The 20,791-nt window shown below is 69.4% G+C and carries 22 protein-coding genes and 1 pseudogene; 7 read left to right on the forward strand and 16 right to left on the reverse strand.

Features of this window, described 5'->3' with window-relative positions; genetic code table 11:
• The first annotated feature begins 112 nt into the window (after positions 1–112).
• Positions 113–1,318, forward strand: a complete 1,206-nt coding sequence (locus ACZYYX_RS20820; protein ID WP_463816532.1) for an FAD-dependent monooxygenase — start codon at positions 113–115, stop codon at positions 1,316–1,318.
• Here the strand turns inward: ACZYYX_RS20820 and ACZYYX_RS20825 are convergent.
• The 4 genes from ACZYYX_RS20825 to ACZYYX_RS20840 form a co-directional block, all read right to left on the reverse strand.
• On the reverse strand, positions 1,278–2,153 hold the full coding sequence (locus tag ACZYYX_RS20825) for an HpcH/HpaI aldolase/citrate lyase family protein (protein WP_463816533.1): 876 nt from the start codon (positions 2,151–2,153) through the stop codon (positions 1,278–1,280). The genes ACZYYX_RS20820 and ACZYYX_RS20825 overlap by 41 nt on opposite strands.
• A gap of 66 nt (positions 2,154–2,219) precedes the next feature.
• Entirely contained in the window at positions 2,220–2,735 is a 516-nt protein-coding gene (gene nusB / locus ACZYYX_RS20830) for a transcription antitermination factor NusB (RefSeq protein WP_463816534.1), read from the reverse strand.
• Positions 2,732–3,295 carry an elongation factor P gene (efp, locus tag ACZYYX_RS20835; protein WP_463816535.1) on the reverse strand — a complete coding sequence of 188 codons (564 nt, stop codon included), beginning with the start codon at positions 3,293–3,295 and terminating at the stop codon, positions 2,732–2,734. Before efp ends, nusB begins: the two co-directional genes overlap by 4 nt.
• A gap of 21 nt (positions 3,296–3,316) precedes the next feature.
• Positions 3,317–4,402: a M24 family metallopeptidase gene (locus ACZYYX_RS20840; RefSeq protein ID WP_463816536.1), complete on the reverse strand. Its 1,086-nt coding sequence runs from the start codon at positions 4,400–4,402 to the stop codon at positions 3,317–3,319.
• Positions 4,403–4,435: 33 nt separating this feature from the next.
• On the opposite strand from ACZYYX_RS20840, the gene ACZYYX_RS20845 reads away from it, so the two are divergent.
• Both ACZYYX_RS20845 and ACZYYX_RS20850 read left to right on the forward strand, forming a co-directional pair.
• The gene (locus ACZYYX_RS20845) at positions 4,436–5,056 is read left to right on the forward strand and encodes a B-4DMT family transporter (RefSeq protein ID WP_463816537.1); all 621 of its coding nucleotides are present in this window, start codon (positions 4,436–4,438) and stop codon (positions 5,054–5,056) included.
• Positions 5,057–5,071: 15 nt separating this feature from the next.
• Positions 5,072–5,479, forward strand: coding sequence for a hypothetical protein (locus ACZYYX_RS20850; protein ID WP_463816538.1), 408 nt, complete (start codon positions 5,072–5,074; stop codon positions 5,477–5,479).
• Here the strand turns inward: ACZYYX_RS20850 and aroB are convergent.
• From aroB to ACZYYX_RS20895, 9 genes and pseudogenes are all read right to left on the reverse strand, one after another.
• Positions 5,476–6,552, reverse strand: a complete 1,077-nt coding sequence (aroB, locus tag ACZYYX_RS20855) for a 3-dehydroquinate synthase (protein WP_463816539.1) — start codon at positions 6,550–6,552, stop codon at positions 5,476–5,478. The genes ACZYYX_RS20850 and aroB overlap by 4 nt on opposite strands.
• A gap of 134 nt (positions 6,553–6,686) precedes the next feature.
• Positions 6,687–7,208 (reverse strand): annotated as a pseudogene (locus tag ACZYYX_RS20860) (shikimate kinase); the annotation flags it as partial.
• Positions 7,208–8,422, reverse strand: coding sequence for a chorismate synthase (aroC, locus tag ACZYYX_RS20865; protein ID WP_463816540.1), 1,215 nt, complete (start codon positions 8,420–8,422; stop codon positions 7,208–7,210). The pseudogene ACZYYX_RS20860 and the gene aroC, both read right to left, overlap by 1 nt.
• Positions 8,423–8,467: 45 nt before the next feature.
• Complete coding sequence (locus tag ACZYYX_RS20870; protein ID WP_463816541.1) at positions 8,468–8,911, reverse strand: prepilin peptidase; 444 nt, start codon at positions 8,909–8,911, stop codon at positions 8,468–8,470.
• Positions 8,912–8,920: 9 nt separating this feature from the next.
• Positions 8,921–9,757 (reverse strand): shikimate dehydrogenase, encoded by an 837-nt coding sequence (locus tag ACZYYX_RS20875; protein WP_463816542.1) that lies wholly within the window; start codon positions 9,755–9,757, stop codon positions 8,921–8,923.
• Positions 9,735–10,982, reverse strand: a complete 1,248-nt coding sequence (locus tag ACZYYX_RS20880; RefSeq protein WP_463816543.1) for an endolytic transglycosylase MltG — start codon at positions 10,980–10,982, stop codon at positions 9,735–9,737. The genes ACZYYX_RS20875 and ACZYYX_RS20880 overlap by 23 nt, the downstream gene beginning before the upstream one ends.
• Positions 10,975–11,505 (reverse strand): Holliday junction resolvase RuvX, encoded by a 531-nt coding sequence (gene ruvX / locus ACZYYX_RS20885; RefSeq protein ID WP_463816544.1) that lies wholly within the window; start codon positions 11,503–11,505, stop codon positions 10,975–10,977. The genes ACZYYX_RS20880 and ruvX overlap by 8 nt, the downstream gene beginning before the upstream one ends.
• Positions 11,506–11,510: 5 nt before the next feature.
• On the reverse strand, positions 11,511–14,207 hold the full coding sequence (gene alaS, locus ACZYYX_RS20890) for an alanine--tRNA ligase (protein ID WP_463816545.1): 2,697 nt from the start codon (positions 14,205–14,207) through the stop codon (positions 11,511–11,513).
• Positions 14,208–14,304: 97 nt separating this feature from the next.
• A complete protein-coding gene (locus tag ACZYYX_RS20895) occupies positions 14,305–14,694 on the reverse strand; it encodes a secondary thiamine-phosphate synthase enzyme YjbQ (RefSeq protein ID WP_463817158.1) in 390 nt (129 codons plus the stop codon).
• 110 nt (positions 14,695–14,804) lie between these two features.
• Here ACZYYX_RS20895 and ACZYYX_RS20900 point away from each other — a divergent pair, with 110 nt between their 5' ends.
• A complete protein-coding gene (locus ACZYYX_RS20900) occupies positions 14,805–15,122 on the forward strand; it encodes a GlsB/YeaQ/YmgE family stress response membrane protein (RefSeq protein WP_463816546.1) in 318 nt (105 codons plus the stop codon).
• Positions 15,123–15,374: 252 nt separating this feature from the next.
• Complete coding sequence (locus ACZYYX_RS20905; RefSeq protein WP_463816547.1) at positions 15,375–15,881, forward strand: FBP domain-containing protein; 507 nt, start codon at positions 15,375–15,377, stop codon at positions 15,879–15,881.
• A 17-nt stretch (positions 15,882–15,898) separates the two neighbouring features.
• Here ACZYYX_RS20905 and ACZYYX_RS20910 read toward each other — a convergent pair whose 3' ends face one another.
• Both ACZYYX_RS20910 and ACZYYX_RS20915 read right to left on the reverse strand, forming a co-directional pair.
• The gene (locus tag ACZYYX_RS20910) at positions 15,899–17,227 is read right to left on the reverse strand and encodes a replication-associated recombination protein A (protein ID WP_463816548.1); all 1,329 of its coding nucleotides are present in this window, start codon (positions 17,225–17,227) and stop codon (positions 15,899–15,901) included.
• A gap of 9 nt (positions 17,228–17,236) precedes the next feature.
• The gene (locus ACZYYX_RS20915) at positions 17,237–18,070 is read right to left on the reverse strand and encodes a DUF3097 domain-containing protein (RefSeq protein WP_463816549.1); all 834 of its coding nucleotides are present in this window, start codon (positions 18,068–18,070) and stop codon (positions 17,237–17,239) included.
• A gap of 49 nt (positions 18,071–18,119) precedes the next feature.
• Between ACZYYX_RS20915 and ACZYYX_RS20920 the strand changes: the two genes are divergently transcribed.
• Entirely contained in the window at positions 18,120–18,740 is a 621-nt protein-coding gene (locus ACZYYX_RS20920; protein WP_463816550.1) for a hypothetical protein, read from the forward strand.
• Here the strand turns inward: ACZYYX_RS20920 and ACZYYX_RS20925 are convergent.
• Positions 18,714–20,060 (reverse strand): alpha/beta hydrolase family protein, encoded by a 1,347-nt coding sequence (locus ACZYYX_RS20925; RefSeq protein ID WP_463816551.1) that lies wholly within the window; start codon positions 20,058–20,060, stop codon positions 18,714–18,716. The genes ACZYYX_RS20920 and ACZYYX_RS20925 overlap by 27 nt on opposite strands.
• Before the next feature lie 100 nt (positions 20,061–20,160).
• Here ACZYYX_RS20925 and ACZYYX_RS20930 point away from each other — a divergent pair, with 100 nt between their 5' ends.
• A complete protein-coding gene (locus tag ACZYYX_RS20930; RefSeq protein ID WP_463816552.1) occupies positions 20,161–20,787 on the forward strand; it encodes a TetR/AcrR family transcriptional regulator in 627 nt (208 codons plus the stop codon).
• Positions 20,788–20,791: the final 4 nt, after the last annotated feature.

The raw sequence follows: 20,791 nt of genomic DNA on the forward strand, positions 1-20,791 counted from the left end.
GCCGCTACAGCGTCATCGAAGGAGGACTCAGCATCGACATCGTCGAACTGAGTACTCACCTGAAGCGCTCAGCTTGACCGTGACAGCTGCTGGCGCACAGTACATTACGGGTATGCAGAACCCCACCGTGCTGATCAACGGTGCCGGTATCGCCGGTCCATCGCTGGCGTTCTGGCTGAATCGCGCGGGCTACCGGGTGATAGTGCTCGAACTCGCGTCCGGCATCCGGCCCGGCGGCCAGACCGTGGATCTGCGGGGCACCGGCCGCGAGGTCGTCGATCGGATGGGACTGCTCGACGAGATGCGGGCAAGGGCGCTTCAACAGAGCGGCGCGGCGTGGGTGAAGCCGGATGGCAGCCGGCGGGCCGAGATGCCGGTCACCGCCTTCAGCGGCAACGGTTTGGTGTCGTCGTTGGAGATCCTGCGCGGCGACCTCGCGGCGGTGCTGTACGAGGCCACCCGCCATGACGTCGACTACCGGTTCGGCGCAACGGTCTCCGGCATCGAACAGGACGAGAGCGGGGTCATCGCAACCCTGGCCAACGGCACGCGGGTGACCGTCGATCTGGTGGTCGGCGCCGACGGGCCGCACTCGGCGGTGCGAAGAATCGCGTTCGGTCCCGAGGAGAGCTACGTTCGCCCCATCGGCGGCTATCACGCGTGGTTCTCCGCTCCCGACACTGTCGGGCTCGACGGCTGGTTCTTGCTCTACCAGGCGCCGGGCGGCCTGAACGCATCGATGCGTCCGTCGCACGACCCGGCGATTGCCAAGGCGGGGTTGGCTTTTCAGTCCGAACCGCTGGACTACGACCGCCACGACATCGACGAGCAGCGGCAGATCCTGGTCGAGCGCTTCGCCGGAGCGGGGTGGCAGTGCGATGCGCTGCTCGCCGCCGCGGGCGTCGCGGACGACTTCTACTTCGACGCGTTCGCGCAGGTAGAGATGTCTGCATGGTCGTCGGGCCGGGTCACGGTGGTCGGAGATGCCGGCTATTGCGCCTCCCCGCTGTCGGGAATGGGCACCACCCTGGCACTCGTCGGCGCCTACGTCCTGGCCGGTGAGCTCGGACCTGCCAAGCACTTCGACGCCACCCGGCTCGCCCCGGCGCTCGCGCGCTACGAGGAGGCGATGCGCCCCTTCGTCGACCGGTGCCAGGACCTGCCGCGCGGGATCGAAGGCTACGCGCCGATGCGGGAATCCGACATCGTGATCACCGCGGCGGTGATGAAGTGGTGCCAGCGGTGGCCGTTCCGGTCGATCGCCGAGAAGAAGTGGTTCACCACCGCGGATTCGATGACGCTGCCGGAGTATCGCTGAGCACGCCGAGTTTGGCGGCCAGGTCGAGGATCGCCTCAGCGCGGGCACGGGTGGGTCCGGAGCTGCCGTCGTAGTGACTGCTCGGCGCATCGAGGCGAGCCAGGGTGGCACGCGCGGCGTCGATCTCGTCGGGTGACGGGCTGAGCAACGCGTTGATCGTCCCCGTGTGGCCGGCATCCAGGCATAGCCGACCCGTCATCCCCGCAGCCTTGGTGATCTCGGTGTCTCGAGGCAGATCTGCGGCGTTGTCGCGCAGCGTGGGGCCGTCGATCGGTGCCGGCAGTCCGGCGGCCCGGCTCGCGATCACCAGGCGGGCGCGCGGATAGGCCAGCACCATCGGATCGGCGCACATGCCGGTGTCGCGGCGGAAGTCGCCGATCCCGAACGCGATTCGTGCGCACGAGCGCGCGATCTCCAGGGCGGATTCGATCCCGAGCGCGGACTCGATCAGCGCGACGACGGGCGTCCCGGCCGGCAACCGCTGCGCCGTCGAGACCACATCATGCGCGGACTCGACCTTGGCGAGCATCACTCCGTTCAGCCCCGGCGCCGCGGCCACCGCGTCCAGATCGGCGTGCCAGTCCGGTGTGCCCGCGCTGCTGATCCGCACCCAGGCCTGCCCGTCGCCGCGTAGGAACTCGGAGACCACGTGCCGGCCCGCCGGCTTGTCGGCATCGGGCAGCCCGTCCTCGATGTCGAGAACCACGACGTCGGCCTGCGACGACAGGGCACGCCAGCAGCCTGATCGCGCGGGCTCCAGCAACCAGGTCCGCGCCAACGACCAGTGTGGCCGATGGACACACTGCGCTTCAGGGAAGACCGTCACCTCTGCCATGCTCGCGGACCGGCCCGGTCAGCACCAGGTTGCGCACATTTAGTTCATGGGAGGCAATGCGAGAGTTCACCCAACCGCGCCGTCGGTGCCGTTGCTTCCGGCGCGCACTGCCGCTGCGGCCGCCCTGATCTGCGGCGTCACGAGCATGACCTGGCCGAGCACCCCGTTGACGAATCCCGGCGAATCGTCGGTCGACAGCCGCTTGGCCAGCTCGACCGCCTCGTCGACGGCGACCGGCTCGGGTACGTCCTCGGCGTGCAGCAACTCCCACACCGCAACGCGCAGGATCGCCCGGTCCACGGCGGGCAGCCGGTCCAGCGTCCAGCCCTGCAGATGCGACGAGATGAGATCGTCGATGTGAGCCCGGTGCTCGGTGACGCCACGCGCCACCGTCACCGTGTAGGGGTTCAGCGGTGCAATACCGTCTTCGTCGGCGTCGTCATCGATCCGATTCTGCGCCAACGCATTTCGCCCCTCGGCAACTTCGGCGGGGGTGATGTCGCGGGCCTCTGCCTCGAACAGCAGATCGACCGCGCGTTTGCGGGCCTGATGACGACCCCGATCACCTCGACGGTCACTCACCCATTGACCCTTCCCAGGTAATTACCGTCGCGCGAATCGACCTTCAGCTTGTCGCCGGTGTTGATGAACAGCGGCACCTGGATCTCGGCACCGGTCTCCAGCGTGGCCGGCTTGGTGCCCGCACTGGACCGGTCACCCTGCAGGCCGGGCTCGGTGTGGCTGACCAGCAGCTCCACCGTCACCGGCAGCTCCAGGTACAGGGCGGTGCCGTCATGGAACGCGATCTGCACGGGCATGCCCTCGAGCAGGAACCCCGCCAGCCGGCCGACCAGCGCCTCCGGCAGCGGGTGCTGCTCGTAGTCCTCGGAGTCCATGAACACGAAGTCCGAGCCGTCGCGGTACAGATAGGTGGCGTCACGCCGGTCGACGGTCGCGGTCTCCACCTTCACCCCGGCGTTGTAGGTCTTGTCGACCACCTTGCCCGACACCACGTTCTTGAGCTTGGTGCGCACGAAGGCAGGGCCCTTGCCGGGCTTGACGTGCTGGAACTCGACGATCTGCCACAGCTGGCCGTCGATCTGCAGGACGAGCCCATTCTTGAAGTCGGCGGTCGATGCCACGGTGGGGTGTACTCCTAGCGTCTAGAGGATCATCAGGTCCTTGCCGAACCTGGTCAGTAGTTCGGGCCCCTCCGGGGTGACCGCCAGCGTGTCCTCGATGCGGACGCCGCCGCGATCGGGCAGGTAGACACCGGGCTCGACGGTCACTGCGGAGCCAGCAAGCAGTGTACCGGCGGCTGCGCCGTTGATTCCCGGCGCTTCGTGGATCTGCAGGCCGACCCCGTGCCCGAGGCCGTGGCCGAAGTTGTCGGCATACCCCGCATCGGCGATGACCTGCCGCGATGCGGCGTCGACGGACTTGAGTGCGACGCCCGGCGCCAGCGCCTCCCGCCCCGCCTGCTGCGAGCGTGCCACCAGTCCGTAGATGTCGTGCTGCCACTGCGCGACCGGCGCCAGCACGAAGGTGCGCGTCATGTCCGAGTGGTAGCCGCCGACGAGCGCACCGAAGTCGATCTTGACGAAGTCACCGGCGGCGAGCACCGCCTCCGTCGGCCGGTGGTGCGGGATGGCCGAGTTGGTCCCGGTCGCGACGATCGTCTCGAACGACGCGCCGTCGGCACCGTGGTCGAGCATCAAGGCCTCCAGCTCATTGCGTACCTGCTTCTCAGTACGCCCGGCGCGAAGGCCGCCACGCTGCACCAGGTCGTGCAGTGCCGCGTCGGCGGCGTCGCAGGCCCGCCGCAGCAGCGCGAGCTCGCTCGCGTCCTTGACCTCGCGCAACGTCTCGATCACGCCGGCCGCGCGCACGAACTCGACCCGCTGCCCGACCGTCTCGGTCAACGTGGTGAACGCGTCGACCGTCACCACATGACTCTCGAATCCCAGCCTGCGCACCCCGGCCGCGGCCGCCCGCACTGCCAGGTGCGGCGCACAGGCACGTTCGATGACGACCTCGGCGTCCGGGGCCTGCACGGCGGCCTGCGTGCGGTAGCGGCCGTCGGTGGCCAGCACCGGCGTGTCGTCCTCGGCGAGGACCAACAGCGCCGCGTTGGAGCCGGTGAATCCGGACAGATAGCGAACGTTGACCAGGTCTGTCACCAGCATGGCGTCGAGTTCAGCCTCGGCCAGATGCTGGCGCAGCCGGTCGCGGCGGGCGGAATTGGTCACGACGGCTGACGCTACTCGCTAAGGTGAGGCCTCATGAGCAAGTGGCTGCTGCGCGGACTGGTGTTCGCCGCCCTGATGGTGATCGTCCGATTGCTGCAGGGAGCACTGATCAACACCTTCGAAACCAAGGCCGGATTGATCAGCGTCGTCCTCGTGGTGCTGTACGCAGTGGCCGTGTTCATCTGGGGTCACATCGACGGGCGCGCCGACGCCCGCGCCAACCCGGACCCGGACCGCCGCTCGGATCTCGCGATGACGTGGCTGCTGGCCGGGCTGTTCGCCGGAGTGGTCAGCGGCGCGGTCGCCTGGTTCATCGGGGTGTTCTACAAGAACCTCTACGTCGAGGGCCTGATCAACGAGCTGACCACCTTTGCCGCGTTCACCGCGCTGCTGGTCTTCCTGTTCGCGATCATCGGCGTCGGGCTGGGCCGCTGGCTCGTCGACCGCAAGGCGCCCGACGCACCGCGCCGCCGCGATGGTGACGACGACCGCGCCGACACCGACGTGTTCGCCGCGGTGCGCGACGACAGGGACGGCAGCTACGACAAGGACGACGTGCGGGACTACGACAACTCCGAGACCGAACGGCACACGTCCCCGGTCGCGGTGGCCGAGCACGACGACACCGACACGACCACACGCCGCGACAACTAGCACTCGACGCTGCGCGTGGCGCTGTTCGATCCCGGCCCTGCCGAGCGAGCCGCCGCGCAACCGATGATCGACTGGCTCAACACGGCTCCACCGGCCGAGGTGGCGGTCGAGCTGATGGCCGCGTTCGCCGCCGGGGACGGCTCGCTGAGCCGTGACGCCGTCATCGCGTGGATCTTCCGCGATCTTCCCAAGACCCACGACAGCGGCTTCGTGAAGGTCAACACGGCAGCGTTCTATCCCGTGGCCCGCCCGGTACTCGAGGCACTGCAACTGCTCGAGCACTCCGAGCTGGTGATGTACGACAGCTGGTTCGATCAGAACTATCCGCAGCTGGCGTGGCTGGTCACCCGGCTCGGCACGCAGACGCTCGCCCGGGGAAAGGCCGCGGTGAGGCAGCGCATCGCCGACCGGACCGGCTTCTAGCGCGCCACCTCGGCGTATGCCGCCGCCAGCAGCGACGGGTCGGGCCCTTCCAGGCGACCCGGTTTGGCGAGCCCGTCGAGGACCACGAACCGCAGCACGCCCGCCCGAGTCTTCTTGTCCCCCAGCATCGATTCCATCAGCGCCGGCAGCGCGTCGGCGTCGTAACTGACCGGCAGGCCCAGCGAGGTCAGGATCGCGCGATGCCGCTCGGCGGTCGCATCGTCCAAACGTCCTGCGAGACGGCCCAATTCGGCGGCGTACACGAGCCCGACGGACACCGCGGCACCGTGGCGCCACTGGTAGCGCTCTCGCCGCTCGATCGCGTGCGCCAGGGTGTGGCCGTAATTAAGGATCTCCCTGAGCGCCGATTCCTTCTCGTCGGCGGCCACCACCTCCGCCTTGACGGCGACCGCACGCCGGATCAACTCGGGCAGGACATCGCCGCCCGGTTCCACCGACTGCTGCGGATCGGCCTCGATCATGTCGAGGATCACCGGATCGGCGATGAAACCGGCTTTCACGATCTCAGCCATTCCGGCGACGATCTCGTTGCGCGGCAGGCTGTCCAGCGTCGCCAGGTCGGCCAGCACGGCGGTCGGCTGATGGAACGCGCCGACGAGGTTCTTGCCGGCGTCGGTGTTGATCCCGGTCTTGCCACCCACCGCGGCGTCGACCATGCCGAGCAGCGTGGTGGGCACGTGCACGATGTCGATCCCGCGCAGCCATGTCGCCGCGGCGAAGCCGGCCACGTCGGTGGCGGCGCCACCGCCGAGGCTGACGATCGCGTCCTTGCGGCCGATCCCGATGCGGCCCAGCACTTCCCAGATGAAGCCGACGACCGGCAGCTCCTTGCCGCCCTCAGCGTCTGGGATCTCGATGCGGTGCGCGTCGATGCCCTTGTCGGACAGGTGAGCTCGGATCGCTTCGGCGGTCTGGGTGAGCGTCGGCTGGTGCAGGATCGCGACCTTGTGCCGACCGTCGAGGATGCGGCCGAGGTCGCCGAGCAGCCCCGTACCGATGATGACGGGATACGGCGGGTCGGTGTGGACCTCGACGGTCACCGGTTCGGTCACGGCACGTCCTTGCGTCGACACGGGGATCCTTTCCTGGCCGCCACGGCGGCGGGACTGGGCGGCGCTTCCGTCGAGGGTGCCGCCGTCAACGACATCGGGGCACGCCGCCACGACGGTCTGCGGCGGCGGCGATCGGCTCGTGCTGCAGCAGTGCTCTCCATGCGCGCGACGATGTGGCGCACCACTGCCGCCGGGTTCCGGCGGTTCGTGTTCACACGCATTGTCGCCACCTGCCGATACAGCGGAACACGCTGCGACATCAGCGTTTTGAACCTCTCGGCGCGATCGGGGCCGGCCAGCAGTGGGCGCACGGTCGAGCCGCCGGTGCGGCGCACCCCTTCGGCCGCGCTGATCTCCAGGTAGATGACCGTCTGCCCGGCCAGCGCCTCGCGCACGCCAGGCGAGGTGATCGCGCCGCCGCCGAGGGACAGCACGCCGTCGTGGGACGCCAGCGCCTCGCGGACGACTTGCTCTTCGATGCGCCGGAATTCGGGCTCGCCGTCGTTGGCGAAGATGTCGGCGATGGTGCGGCCCGTGCTCTTCTCGATCGCGACGTCGGTGTCGAGCATCTCGACCTCGAGCGCCTTCGCCAGCCGTCGGCCGATCGTGGACTTGCCCGATCCGGGCAGCCCCACGAGCACTGCCTTCGGAGCCATCAGCCCGACGCCCTGACCCCGTCGATGGCGGGCTCGCGCGCAGCCACGGCGCGCAGGTAGCTCTCGATGTTGGCGCGGGTCTCGGCCAGCGAATCGCCGCCGAACTTCTCCAGAGCGGCCCGGGCGAGCACCAGCGCCACCATCGTCTCGACGACCACGCCCGCCGCGGGCACCGCGCACACGTCGGACCGCTGGTGGATCGCCACCGCTTCCTCCCCCGTGGCCATGTCGACGGTCGCCAGCGCGCGGGGCACCGTCGAGATCGGCTTCATCGCCGCACGCACCCGGACCGGCTGCCCGTTGGTCATGCCGCCTTCCAGGCCGCCGGCCCGGTTGGTCGAGCGCATCACGCCGTCGGGGCCGGGGTACATCTCGTCGTGGGCGACGCTGCCGCGCCGGCGCGCGGTCTCGAACCCGTCGCCGATCTCCACGCCCTTGATCGCCTGGATGCCCATGACCGCGGCGGCCAGCTGGCTGTCGAGCCGGTTCTCACCACTGGTGAACGAGCCGAGGCCGATGGGAAGATTGTGGGCCACCACCTCGACCACACCGCCGAGGGTGTCGCCGTCCTTCTTGGCGGCTTCGATCTCGGCGATCATCGCCGCTTCGGCGGCCGGGTCGAACGCGCGGACCGGGCTCTCGTCGATCGCCGCGAGGTCGCTGGGCTGCGGCGGGGGCCCGTCGTACGGTGAGGAGGCACCGATGGACACGACGTGCGAGACGACTTCCACACCGAGAGCTTGGCGCAGGAACGCCCGCGCCACGGTGCCCGCGGCCACGCGGGCCGCGGTCTCGCGGGCACTGGCCCGCTCGAGGACGGGACGGGCGTCGTCGAAGCCGTACTTGAGCATGCCGGCGTAGTCCGCGTGGCCGGGCCGGGGCCGGGTCAGCGGCGCGTTACGGGCGGCGCTGTCGGCCAGCACGGCCGGATCGACCGGGTCGGCGGCCATCACGGTTTCCCATTTCGGCCATTCGGTGTTGCCGATCTCGACCGCGATCGGCCCTCCCAGCGTCAGTCCGTGCCGCAGTCCGGCCAGGATCGTCACCTGGTCCTGCTCGAACTTCATCCGGGCCCCGCGGCCATAGCCGAGACGGCGACGCGCCAGGGCGGCCGCGATGTCGGCAGAGGTCACCTCGACTCCGGCGACCATCCCCTCGACCATCGCCACCAACGCACGACCGTGGGATTCCCCTGCTGTGGTCCATCGCAACACGTGTCCCAGTTTCGCATGAGGCGGCCGAGGTCCGGAAAACGGTGATCACCCCAGCGCGGGGTCCGTCAGCACCGCCATCACCGCAGCGGCCGCGGTCAGGCACATCGCCGGCCCGTGCGGCACCGGGGTTCGCACGCCGCGCAGCGCGCGCGCCGCGCCCCACAGCCCGGTCAGCAGTGAGGCGCCGACCGCGCACAGCGCCCACGCCTGCACGCCGAACGCACCGGTCAGGCCGCCCACACCGAGGGCGAGCTTGACGTCGCCGGCGCCGAGCGCACCGGGCGCGCACAGGTGCACCGCCGCATAGATGCCGGCCAGCGACAGTGCGCCGAGCAGTGCACCCGAACCGTGGCCGGACAGCGCGGCCGCCGTCAGGATCACCGCCGCGCCGGGCAGCGTGAGCAGGTTCGGCAGGCGATGACACCGCAGGTCGTAGGCGCTCAACGCGATCAGCCAGCCCGACACCACGACGACCGCCGCCTCCCCCACCCGTCGAGGCTATGCGCCGAGAAGGACCGCCCTCATCACCTCTTTGGGGGCGGGCAACCCGGTGAATAGTTCCACCTGGGTGAACGCTTGGTTGAGCAGCATGTGCAGTCCGCTGATCACGCGGCCGCCCCGCGCGGCGACCGCTGCGGCCAGCGGCGTCGGCCACGGCTCGTAGATCGCGTCGAGCAGCACCGGCGCGCCCGCCAGCACGTCGGCATACGGCGCCACGACGTCGGCGGGAATCGTGTTCACCAGCACCTGCGCATCGGCGACAACCCCGGTCAGAGACGCTCCCTGCAGGTCACAGAAGTCGGCGGCGACGCCGCTGCGCCGCGCCACCTCGAGCACGCCGGCGGCTCTGTCGGCGCTGCGCGCGACGACGGTGACGTGGCTCGTACCGAGCGCGGCCAGGCCGGCCACGGCCGCCGGCGCCGTACCCCCCGAGCCGATCACGACGGCGCGCTCGGTGCGCGCCACGTCGGCCAGCGCGCCGATGACACCGTCGACGTCGGTGTTGTCGGCATGCCATCCGGCCCGGGACCTCACCAGCGTGTTGGCCGACCCCACCAGCCGGGCCCGCTCAGTCGCCTCGTCGGCGAACCGCAGCGCGGCGAACTTGCCGGGCATCGTGACCGACACACCGACCCACTCCGGCCCGAAGGCAGACACCATGGCCGGCAGCTGCTCACCGGTGCACTCGATGCGCTGGTAGGTCCAACCGTCGAGACCGAGCGCACGGTAGGCCGCCAGGTGCAGCTGCGGGGACCGCGAGTGGGCGATCGGCGAACCCAGCACGGCCGCCCGGCGAGCGGAACCCACCCTCTCAGCGGGCCGAGTCGAGCACACCGTTGCGGCGCGCCAACTCGATGTTGGCCAGGTGCTGCTCGTACTCGCGGGTGAACAGCGTGGTGCCCTGCATGTCGATCGTCACGAAGTACAGCCAGTCTCCCGGCGCGGGCTGTTCGGCCGCGGTCAGCGCGGGGCCGCCGGGCGAGCAGATCGGGGTGGCCGGCAGCCCGGGCCGCACGTAGGTGTTCCACGGCGTGGCCTGGGCCCGGTCCCCGTCGGTGGTGGCCACCTCGATGCGGTCGAGGGCGAAGTTGACCGTGGAGTCGAACTCGAGGGTGCGGTTCTCGGCGAGCCGGTTGTAGATGACGCGCGCCACCTTGGAGAAGTCCTGCGGTTTGGCTTCGCGCTGCACCAGCGAGGCGACCGTGAGGATCTGATAGGGCGACATGTTGAGGCTGGTGGCGGTCGTGAGCAGTCCGCTCTGCTCGTACTGCCCGGCGCTGCTGGTGATCAGCGTCGACAGGATCTCCTGCGGAGTCGCCGACGGGTCGATGTTCCACGTACCTGGCGCGATCAGGCCCTCGAGACGCCGGTGGTCGGCGCCCATCGCGGTCACCGGCCCCACCGCCCACTGGGGCACTCCCAGTGCCGCCGGGGCCGCAGTGCCCGCGATGTCCCGCAGATCCGCGGCCGAGACGCAGCGCTGGTTGTCGTCGAGGTCCACGCAGGTGGCCTTCGAGATCAGCGTGAAGATGCCGTCGGTGACCGCGTTGGTCTTGACGTCCGACACGTCGTCGAGCTGACGGCCTTCCGGGATCACCAGCTTGCCGACACGATTGGCGGGGTCGGCGAGCCGCGTCACCGCGCTCGACGCGGGGATCTCGGTACGCACCTTGTAGAAGCCCGGCTGGATCGCGGCGATCGCGTCGTTGCCGTCGGCGGCGTCGACGAACGCCTTGACGGTGGCGACGACCTTGTTGTCGAGCAATGTCTTACCGATGGCCGTCGTGGAGTCACCGTCGTGGATCTGGATGACGACGTCGTTGACGCCGCTGCCGGTGTAGTCGCTGTCGGCGTTACCGAACAGCGAGTTCCACATCCGCGATCCGAGGAGCACCGCGACGACCGCGACGACGACGACGACCGACACGGCGGTCACCGCGGCCACTCGCCGCCGGCGGCGCAGCCGGTTCTCGCGCGCACGCTGTCGGCGGGTCATCCGCTGCCGCGGCGGCCCCACCGCCAGCGGTTCGGCCCGGTCGCCGTGCCAGTCGTCAGCCATCCCTGGCCTCTCCTTGTGGGGACAGCGCCGCCCGCCGCTGGTCCAGCCAGTTCTGCAGAATCCCCACCGCCGCAGCTTGATCGATGACAGCCCGCTGGCCGCGGGCCCGGACCCCGGCCTCGCGCAGCGCGCGCTGCGCGGTCAGGGTGGTGAAGCGTTCGTCGACGAAGCGGATCGGCACCGGGGAGATCCGCTCGGCCAGCTCGTCGGCGACCTCGACCGCGTCGCGCGCCGAGGAACCGGCCCGGTCGGCCAGCGTGCGCGGGAGACCGACCACGACCTCGACGGCCTGGTACTCGTCGACGAGCCCGGCCAGTCGCTTGACGTGGCGGTTGCCGCGCCGGTCTCGGGGCACCGTCTCCACGGGGGTCGCCAGCATGGCGTCGGGATCGCTCACCGCCACCCCGATGCGCACGGAACCGACGTCCACCCCGAGCCGGCGGCCGCGTCCCGGATCCGGCGCCGCGGCCGGGTCACCGGGTCGGTCCGGTGCACGGTCGGCGTCGTTCGAGGCGTCGGGCACTCTGGTCAGCTCCGGCCGATCTCCGCGCGCAGCGCCGCGAGTGCTGCGTCGATGCCCGCAGCGCCCCGACCGGAGCCCTGCGCGAGGTCGGCTTTGCCGCCGCCGCGGCCGTTGACCGCGGCGCCCACAACGGTGACGAGATCGTTCGCCCGAAGTCCGAGGTCCTGCGCGGCCGGATTGACGGCCACGACGAACGGGACCGCGTCGTCTTCTCCTTCGGCGATCAGTGCGACGACGGCCGGATCGCTACCGAGCTTGCCGCGGATGTCCCCGACGAGGGACCGCAGATCGCCCGCCGAGATCCCACCGGCCATCCGCTGCGCCACGAGCCGCACCTTACCGACCTGTTCGGCGCCCGCGGCCGCGTTCACCGCCGCGGCACGCGCGCTGGCCAACCGCAATCGGTCGAGTTCCTTCTCGGCGGCCCGGAGCCGCTCCACCAGCGTCGCGACGCGGGCAGGCACCTCTTCCGAGGGCACCTTCAGCGTCGAGGCCAGCCCCGCCATCAGCGCGCGTTCCTTGGCGAGATGCCGGAAGGAGTCCAGCCCGACGTAGGCCTCGACGCGGCGCACACCGGAGCCGACCGACGACTCGCCGAGGATCGTCACCGGCCCGATCTGCGCCGAGCGTCCGACGTGCGTGCCGCCGCACAGCTCCAGCGAGAACGGCCCGCCGATCTCGACCACGCGGACTTCGTCCGGGTAGGACTCGCCGAACATCGCCATCGCGCCCATCGCTTTGGCCTTCTCCAACTTCTCGGTGAAGGTGTGCACCTCGAAGTCGGCTTGCACCGCCTCGTTGGTGACCTCCTCGACCTGGGTCCGCTGCTCATCGCTCAGGGCGCCCTGGAAGTTGAAGTCGAACCGCAGATAGCCGGGCCGGTTGAGGGAGCCGGCCTGAACAGCGTTGGGGCCCAGCACCTGTCGCAGCGCCGCATGCACCATGTGGGTGCCGGAGTGGCCCTGGGTCGCGCCGCGGCGCCACTGAGGGTCCACGGACGCGGTCACGGTGTCGCCCTCGACGAACTCGCCTGATTCGACGTTGATGCGGTGCGCCCACAGCGTTTTGGCGATCTTCTGCACGTCGGTGACCGCGGCCTTCGCGGCCTCCGACGAGCCGGTTCCACTGATATGGCCCTCGTCGGCGATCTGACCGCCCGACTCGGCGTAGAAGGGGCTGCGGTCCAGGATCAGTTCGACCCGCTCCTGCGCGCCCTCGCGCCCGGTGTGCGATACCACCGGCACCCGCTTACCGTCGACGAAGATGCCGAGAATTCTTGCCTCACTGGTCAATTCGTCGAAGCCAGTGAATTCGGTGGGTCCGGCGTCGACGAGCTCGCGGTACGCGCTCAGGTCGGTGTGGGCGTGCTTTCGCGCGGCCGCGTCGGCCTTGGCCCGCTGGCGCTGCTCGGTCATCAGACCGCGGAAGCCCTCTTCGTCGACGCTCAGGCCCGCCTCGGCGGCCATCTCCAACGTCAGCTCGAACGGGAAGCCGTAGGTGTCGTGCAGGGTGAACGCATCGGTGCCGGACAACACGGTGGCGCCGGCCGCCCGCGTCGATTGCGCCGCGTCGTCGAAGAGCTTCGAGCCGGAGGCCAGCGTGCGGTTGAACGCCGCCTCTTCGGCGACGGCGATGCGTGAGATGCGGTCGAAATCGTTGACCAGCTCCGGATATGACGGTCCGGTGGCATCACGCACGGTCGCCATCAGATCGGCCATGAACGCGTCCTCGATGCCGAGCAGCTTGGCGGCCCGGATGATACGGCGCAGCAGTCGACGCAGCACGTAGCCGCGGCCCTCGTTGCCGGGGCTGACCCCGTCGCCGATGATGATCGCCGCGGTGCGGCTGTGGTCGGCGATGATGCGGTAGCGGACGTCGTCGGTGTGGTTGCCCTGCCCGTAGCCACGCGGCGCGCGGGCGGCCATCAGGTCGATCGCCGGACGCAGCAGGTCGGTCTCGTAGACGTTGTCCACGCCCTGCAGAAGGCACGCCACCCGCTCGATACCCATGCCGGTGTCGATGTTCTTGCGCGGCAGCGGGCCGAGGATCTCGAAGTTCTCCTTCGAGGTGCCCTCACCGCGCTCGTTCTGCATGAACACGAGATTCCAGATCTCGATGTAGCGGTCCTCGTTGGCCTCCGGGCCGCCCTCGATGCCGTACTCCGGGCCGCGGTCGTAGTAGATCTCCGAGGACGGTCCGCACGGACCGGGGATGCCCATCGACCAGTAGTTGTCGGCCATGCCGCGCCGCTGGATCCGCTCGAGAGGCAGGCCGGCCACCTCCTGCCAGTAACCGATCGCTTCGTCGTCGTCGAGATAAACCGTGGCCCAGAGCTTTTCCGGATCGAACCCGTAGCCGCCCTGCTCGACCGGGTTGGTCAGCAGCGACCAGGCGAACTCGATGGCGCCCTTCTTGAAGTAGTCGCCGAAGCTGAAGTTGCCCGCCATCTGGAAGAAGGTGTTGTGCCGGGTGGTGATGCCCACCTCGTCGATGTCCGGGGTGCGGATGCACTTCTGGATGCTCACCGCACGGTCCCACGGTGGGGTCCTGGCGCCGAGGAAGAAGGGGACGAACTGCACCATGCCGGCGTTGACGAACAGCAGGTTGGGGTCATCGAGGATCACCGATGCGCTGGGCACCTCGGTGTGTCCGGCGTTCACGAAGTGATCAAGGAACCGCTTCCTGATCTCGTGTGTCTGCACTCCTGCTGCCCTTCGGGTCTGGTCAGCGGGGCCGATCGGCCGCCACCTGCGAATACTCGACCGCACCACAGTACCGGGCCCCTACCGTGGCAGACGTTCACCCCGACACGAAGCTGAGGCGGACACTGCGCCGGGTGTTGTCCCTGTTCAGGTCCACCAGCACCACGCTCTGCCAGGTGCCGAGCAGGGGCTCTCCGCCGCTCACCGGCACGGTCACCGACGGAGCGACGAGGCCGGGCAGCACGTGGTCGGCGCCGTGTCCGGGCGACCCGTGCGCGTGGCGGTAGCGGTCGTCTCGGGGCAGCAGGCGCTCCAGCGTGTCCACCAGGTCGTGGTCGGAGCCTGCACCGGTCTCGATGATGGCCACCCCGGCGGTGGCATGTGGGATGAAGACATTGCACAACCCGTCACCGCGGGAGGCGCAGAAATCGCGGACGTCGTCGGTCAGATCGACGGTCCGTCGGCGGCTGGTGTCCACCTCGAGCACGTGAGTGTCCATTGCGCCGACCCTACGGAAATCGTCAGCCATTGACGCGTGCGTTTATTGCCGACCGGGCTCGGGTAGCCACCGCTGAAGCCCCAACTCTTGGAGGAACCATGACCGTCACCGGTATCTTCACTGCAATTCTCATCGGCATCGTCGTCGGCGTCCTCGGCCGGCTTGTGCTGCCGGGTAAGCAGCCCATCGGGATGCTGCTCACCATCTTGGTGGGCATCGTGTCCGCGTTCGTGGGTACTGCAATCGCTCGTGCGGTCGGAATTCCGACCGCCACCAACGGGATCGACTGGATGGAGCTTCTCGTCCAGGTCGTCGTCGCCGCGCTGGGCGTGGCGCTGGTGGCCTCGCTCATGGGCCGGCGGCGCAGCCGCACCGGTTTGATGGGCGGAGGCCGCCGATCCGGAATCCTGCGCTGACGCGTTCGACTCCGTTCGTGGTGATCCCGGCTGGGCCCCCGACCAGTCGGGATCACCCCCGTTCTCAGGCAGGAAATCCGCTGGCCCCCAACGGGGCCGCCCGCTAACGTGTGCCCAGTGAACATCCGAGTCGAGGAGGTCGTCGGCGCTCCCGCCGACGTCAGATGACCGCGCCCCGTCGCCGACCTGCGGGTCGGCGACACAGTCGTGTCCTCACTCATCTGGTGCGCCGCGTGCGCACCGCCTCCTCGGATGGATTCCTTCATGCACGCCTACACCCGCGCCCAGATCCTGGGCGCATTCCGCGGCGCGACCCGCAGTGAGATCAAAAAGGTCACCTTCGCAACCGATTTCGACGCCGTCGACTTCGATGCGCTGGAGTTCTACGGCTGGACCGACCCCAAGATCCCGCGCCGGGCCTACCTCGTCGTCGAAGACCCGGACGGGCCCGTCGCACTCCTGCTCACCCGGGCAGCCGCCACGCCACGGGGGCGCGCCATGTGCACCTGGTGCACCGACGTCACACTCCCCGCGGAGGCCGTGCTCTACACCGCGCGTCGCGCCGGCGCGGCGGGGCGTAGGGGCGGCACCATCGGCACATTGGTGTGTGCGGACTTCGGGTGCTCGCGCAACGTGCGGCGGCTACCGCCGGCCTTTCACAAGGGCACCGACCTGGACCTGATCCGGGCCCAGAGGGTCGATCAACTGCGCCGCAAGGTGCGGGGATTCGTGGACAGGGTGCTGGCCCCCAGCGATTAGTGCCGAGTCAGCAGATCTCATCGTCTGCGGCGAATGATGGCACGTAGCTTCTCCACCCGGGTCGCGATGTCACGTTCGGCGCCATGGGTGGTCGGCCGGTAGTAGTCCACGCCGACCACGTCGTCCGGCGGATACTGTTGCGAGGCAACACCACCCGGTTCGTCATGGGCATACTTGTAGCCGACGGCGTTGCCCAGCTTCTGCGCACCCGAATAGTGCCCGTCACGCAGATGCGCCGGAACGAGACCCGCCTTGCCGGCCCGGATGTCGGCCATCGCCGCTCCGAGTGCGGTCGTGACGGCGTTGGACTTGGGTGCGGTGGCCAGATGCACTGTGGCGTGCGCCAGCGTCAACTGCGCCTCGGGCATCCCGATCAGCGCAACGGTCTGGGCGGCGGCCACAGCCGTCGGCAGCGCAGTCGGATCGGCCATCCCGATGTCTTCGCTGGCCAGGATCATCAGCCGGCGTGCGATGAACCGCGGGTCTTCCCCCGCGACCAGCATCCGCGCCAGGTAGTGCAGCGCGGCGTCGACATCGGAGCCGCGCACCGACTTGATGAACGCGCTGACGACGTCGTAGTGCTGGTCGCCGTCGCGGTCGTAGCGCACCGCCGCCTTGTCCAGCGATTGCTCGATCACCTCGACGGTGATGCTGCCGGACTCCGCCGCGACCTCGAGCGCGGTCAGGGCCCTCCGCGCGTCACCCGCGGACAGCTGCACGAGGAGGTCGAGCGCCTCGTCGGTGATCGGCACCTTTCCGGCGAGTCCCCGCTCGTCGTCGAGGGCGCGGCGCAGCACTGCTGTGATGTCCTCGGGGGTCAATGGCTGCAGCTGCAGGATCAGCGAGCGGCTCAGCAGTGGCGCGACGACCGAGAAGGACGGGTTCTCGGTGGTGGCCGCGACGAGCAGCACCACCCGGTTCTCCACCGCCGCGAGCAGCGCGTCCTGCTGGGTTTTGGAGAACCGGTGCACCTCGTCGATGAACAGCACCGTCTGCTCGCTGCGGCGCAGCAGCGCCACCCGCGCCTCTTCGATGACGGCGCGCACCTCTTTGACCCCTGCAGACAGGGCCGACAGTGCCTCGAATCTGCGGCCGGTGGCCTGCGAGATCAACGACGCGAGGGTGGTCTTGCCGGTACCGGGCGGCCCGTAGAGGATGACCGACGCCGCACCCGAGCCCTCGACGAGCCTGCGCAGCGGCGAGTTGCCGGCCAGCAGGTGCTGCTGCCCCACCACTTCGTCGAGCGATGCGGGCCGCATCCGCACGGCCAGCGGAACCGCCGCCCCGACCAGCTGCGCATCAGTGGGCGCGCGCTCGCCGGGAACGTCGAACAGGCTGTCGGACACGATCCCTGCTTACACGGGTGCGGTGACGAAGTCGATGAGCTCCTCGACGCGGCCGATCAGCTCGGGTTCCAGGTCGGTCCAGTCCCGTACCCGACCGCGGATCTTCTGCCATGCCGCCGCGATGTCGGCCTGGTCGCGGTGCCGCCAGCCCAGCGCTTCACACACGCCGTGCTTCCAGTCCTGGCCTTTGGGCACGACGGGCCAGCGCGCCACCCCGAGCCGCGCCGGTTTGACGGCCTCCCAGATGTCGATGAACGGATGTCCGACCACGAGCGTGTGTTGACCGCCGGGGCCCCGGCGCACCTGCTCGGCGATGCGCGCCTCCTTGGAACCGGCGACCAGGTGGTCGACCAGCACACCCAGGCGCCGGCCCGGGCCGGGCCGGAAATCGGCGACGATCGCCGCGAGATCGTCGACGCCGCCCAGGTATTCGACGACCACGCCTTCGACGCGCAGGTCCTCGCCCCACACCTGTTCGACGAGTTCGGCGTCGTGCCGGCCCTCGACGTAGATGCGGCTGGCCAGTGCGACTTTCGCGCGCGCGCCGGCGACGGCGACCGACCCCGACGCGGTGCGCGTCGGCGCCGCGGGAGCGGACTTTTTGGGTGCGGTCAGGATCACGGGCTTGCCGTCGATCAGGTAACCCGGCCCGACCGGGAACGGTTTGGTACGGCCGTGCCGGTCCTCGAGGGTCATGCGGCCGTACTCGACCCGCACCACCGCACCGACGAAACCGGTCTGTGCGTCCTCGACGACCATCCCGATCTCGATCGGCTGTTCGGTCGAGCGGGACTTGCGGTGCGGGTTCTGCGCCAGGATGTCGGCGCCGTAACGATCGGCCACCGGGTGATCGTAGGGAGACAGCAGCCTTCTGGCGTTTACCATCGCCCGTGTGTTGCTCGATCGGGCTACGGCGGAGGGTATCGCCGAGGGCCGCATCACCTCCGTGCTGCGGCGTTGGGACGCTCCGCGTGCCAAACCCGGCGGCACCCAGCGCACCCAGGCCGGCACGATCCGCATCGACGACGTCACCGAGCTTCCCGGCCGCCGCCGCGTGACCGCCGCGCAGGCCCGCGCGGCGGGGTATCCGGATGCGAAGACCGCCAACGCCGACCTGGATCGCCGCCCCGCCGCGCACACCTACGTGATCGCGGTGTCGTTCCTCGCTCCCGACGAGCGCCCCGATCTTGCCGCCGACGACGCACTCTCAGCTGATGACGTCGCGACCATCGCGGCACGCCTGGACCGGTGGGACGGCGCCGCTGAGCAGCCGTGGACCCGGGACTACCTGGCGACGATCGGCGCCAACGAAGGCGTGCGGGCACCGGATCTGGCGGCCGGCTTCGGAATGGACGTGCCACGGTTCAAGCGCCGGGTGCGCCAGCTCAAGGGATTGGGCCTGACGATCAGCCTGGACGTCGGTTACCGGCTGTCGCCCCGAGGCCGAGCATTCCTCAGCTCAGCTGGATCGGCTGCTCGTCGGGGATCAGACCGCCGCGAGGTGTCGTCGTAGCCAGTCCTGCGAGTAGTCCAGCCATTGCCGGTAGTGCCCCATGGCGCAGTGGTCGTCGTCGGGATAGAGCAACAGCGTGGCGTCGCGTGCGGCGTCAGCCAGGTCGATGGTGTCTTGGGTGCGCAGCAGCGTGTCGTGGCTGCCGTTGATCGCCAACAGCGGAATCGTGATGTCGGCGTAGCGATCTCGAATGGACAACCTGCGCAGTGCACGAACGAGGGCGATCGGGTTGGTGACACCGAGGGTCTGCGCCAGTGCGTGGATGATCACGTCGGGCATGCCGAAGCCGCCGCGGAAGGAGTGGTGGGTGGGTGCGCCGCACGCCACGGCGCACGCGAGCCGGGAGCCGGTGGCGGCCATGCGGGCCGCCCAGTACCCCCCGAAACTGACACCGACGAACGCGATGCGATCGGGGTCCAGGCGGTCGTCGGAGGCGAGGCGGTCGATGACCGTGCGGTAGATCGCCTCCGAATTGGCGCTCATCGGCTCGGTGTAGGCGTAGCTCCCGGGCATCTCCATCAGGAACGTCGCCAGTCCCGCTCCGCGGTAGCGCAGCAGCGCCACGGCGAGTTCCTGGACCGTGCCTTCCAGACCGTTGGTGGTCAGCACGACGGGATGGGGACCGGGCGTCGCCGGGAGGATGAGCCATCCGCGCACCGTCTGACCGCTGCCGGCGGCGACCTCGACCTGTTCGACCTGCACGTCGATCGCCGGCGCAAGGGTCTGCACCAGGACGTCGAACAGACGCCGGGATCGGTGGTAGGCGGCCATCCGATGCGGATCGTGGCCGGGGAAGGCGCTGACCTGGTAGTACGTCAGCGCCTTCACCCAGGCGTCGATCGCAGCGAACGCGGCGGAGACGCGTGAGCGGTCGGCACCGTCGTGGTCGGTGAGCAGGGCATCGATCGCGTGAACGCTCGGCTGCGGCCCGTGGTCGGCGAACAGGGCCGCGCCGGGGCTCAGGATCTTCTGCAGTACGCCTATCTGACCTCTGGTGATCGATCCGACGGCGTCGAGATCGGGCACCTCGGTGTACCCGTAGCTCTGACCGAGGTCGCGGAGCGCGGCGTTACACCGCCGAAGATGCTGTGCGGCAATGTGATTCCAGTGAACACACCATCGGTCGGCCTTGAAAGAGCGTGCCGCCCCGATCTGCTCGGCGAACTCGCGCGAATCGAGACCGCCCATGTTGGCGTAGCGCAGGACGAACAATCTCGGCAGGAAGGGTGCCGCTCCCCGCCAGCGTGCGACCAGGTTCGTGGTGCGTGTCATCGCGCAGGTGGTGACCAGGAGCTTGTTCCGCACAGTGACCGTGGACATGCCGATCCCTTCGACGCACACCGGAACAATTGTTCCGAGGTTAGCATCGACCCAGCGGCGAGCGGAACAATCGTTCCGCCTGATCGAGGATGGGTCGACGATGACGAGGTCTCACGTCGAGCAACGGTTGCTCGACAGCGCGGAGGAACTGTTCGCCGCGCGCGGGTACTTCGGTGTCAGCGTCAGAGACATCACCGACCACGCCGGCACCCGGCTGGCAGCGGTGAGCGAGCGGTTCGGCGGCAAGGAAGGGTTGTTCCGCGCGGTGGTCCTCCGCCGTATCCGGCCCCTCAACGAGGACCGCCGCATGCGCCTCGCCGCTATGCCCACGAAGGCGTCCCACCACAGGCGCCTCCGCGCACTCGTCGACGCGTTCGTCGAGCCGATGCGGGAGCGGGCCGGAGATGCCGGGTGGGACAACTACTTTCGCCTCATCGCCCAGCTCGCGAACTCCGGACACCCCATCAGGTCGCTGATCGCCGACGAGTTCAATGCGATTGCCGCCGACTTCATCAGCGCCCTACGCGATCTGTTCCCGACCTCCGACGACGCCGCCGTGCATGAGGCCTATCTCCACATGGTCGCAGCGACCCTTCACACCTATTCCAACAACATGCGGCTCGACAGCCTCACCCTGGGCCGGATGCACACCGACGACATCGAGCAGCGTCACCACGCGCTCGTGCGCTTCGTCCTCAGCGGCATCACCGGCATCACCCGCACCTAGCGCA

The organism is Mycobacterium sp. IDUB_1, from assembly GCF_055419625.1.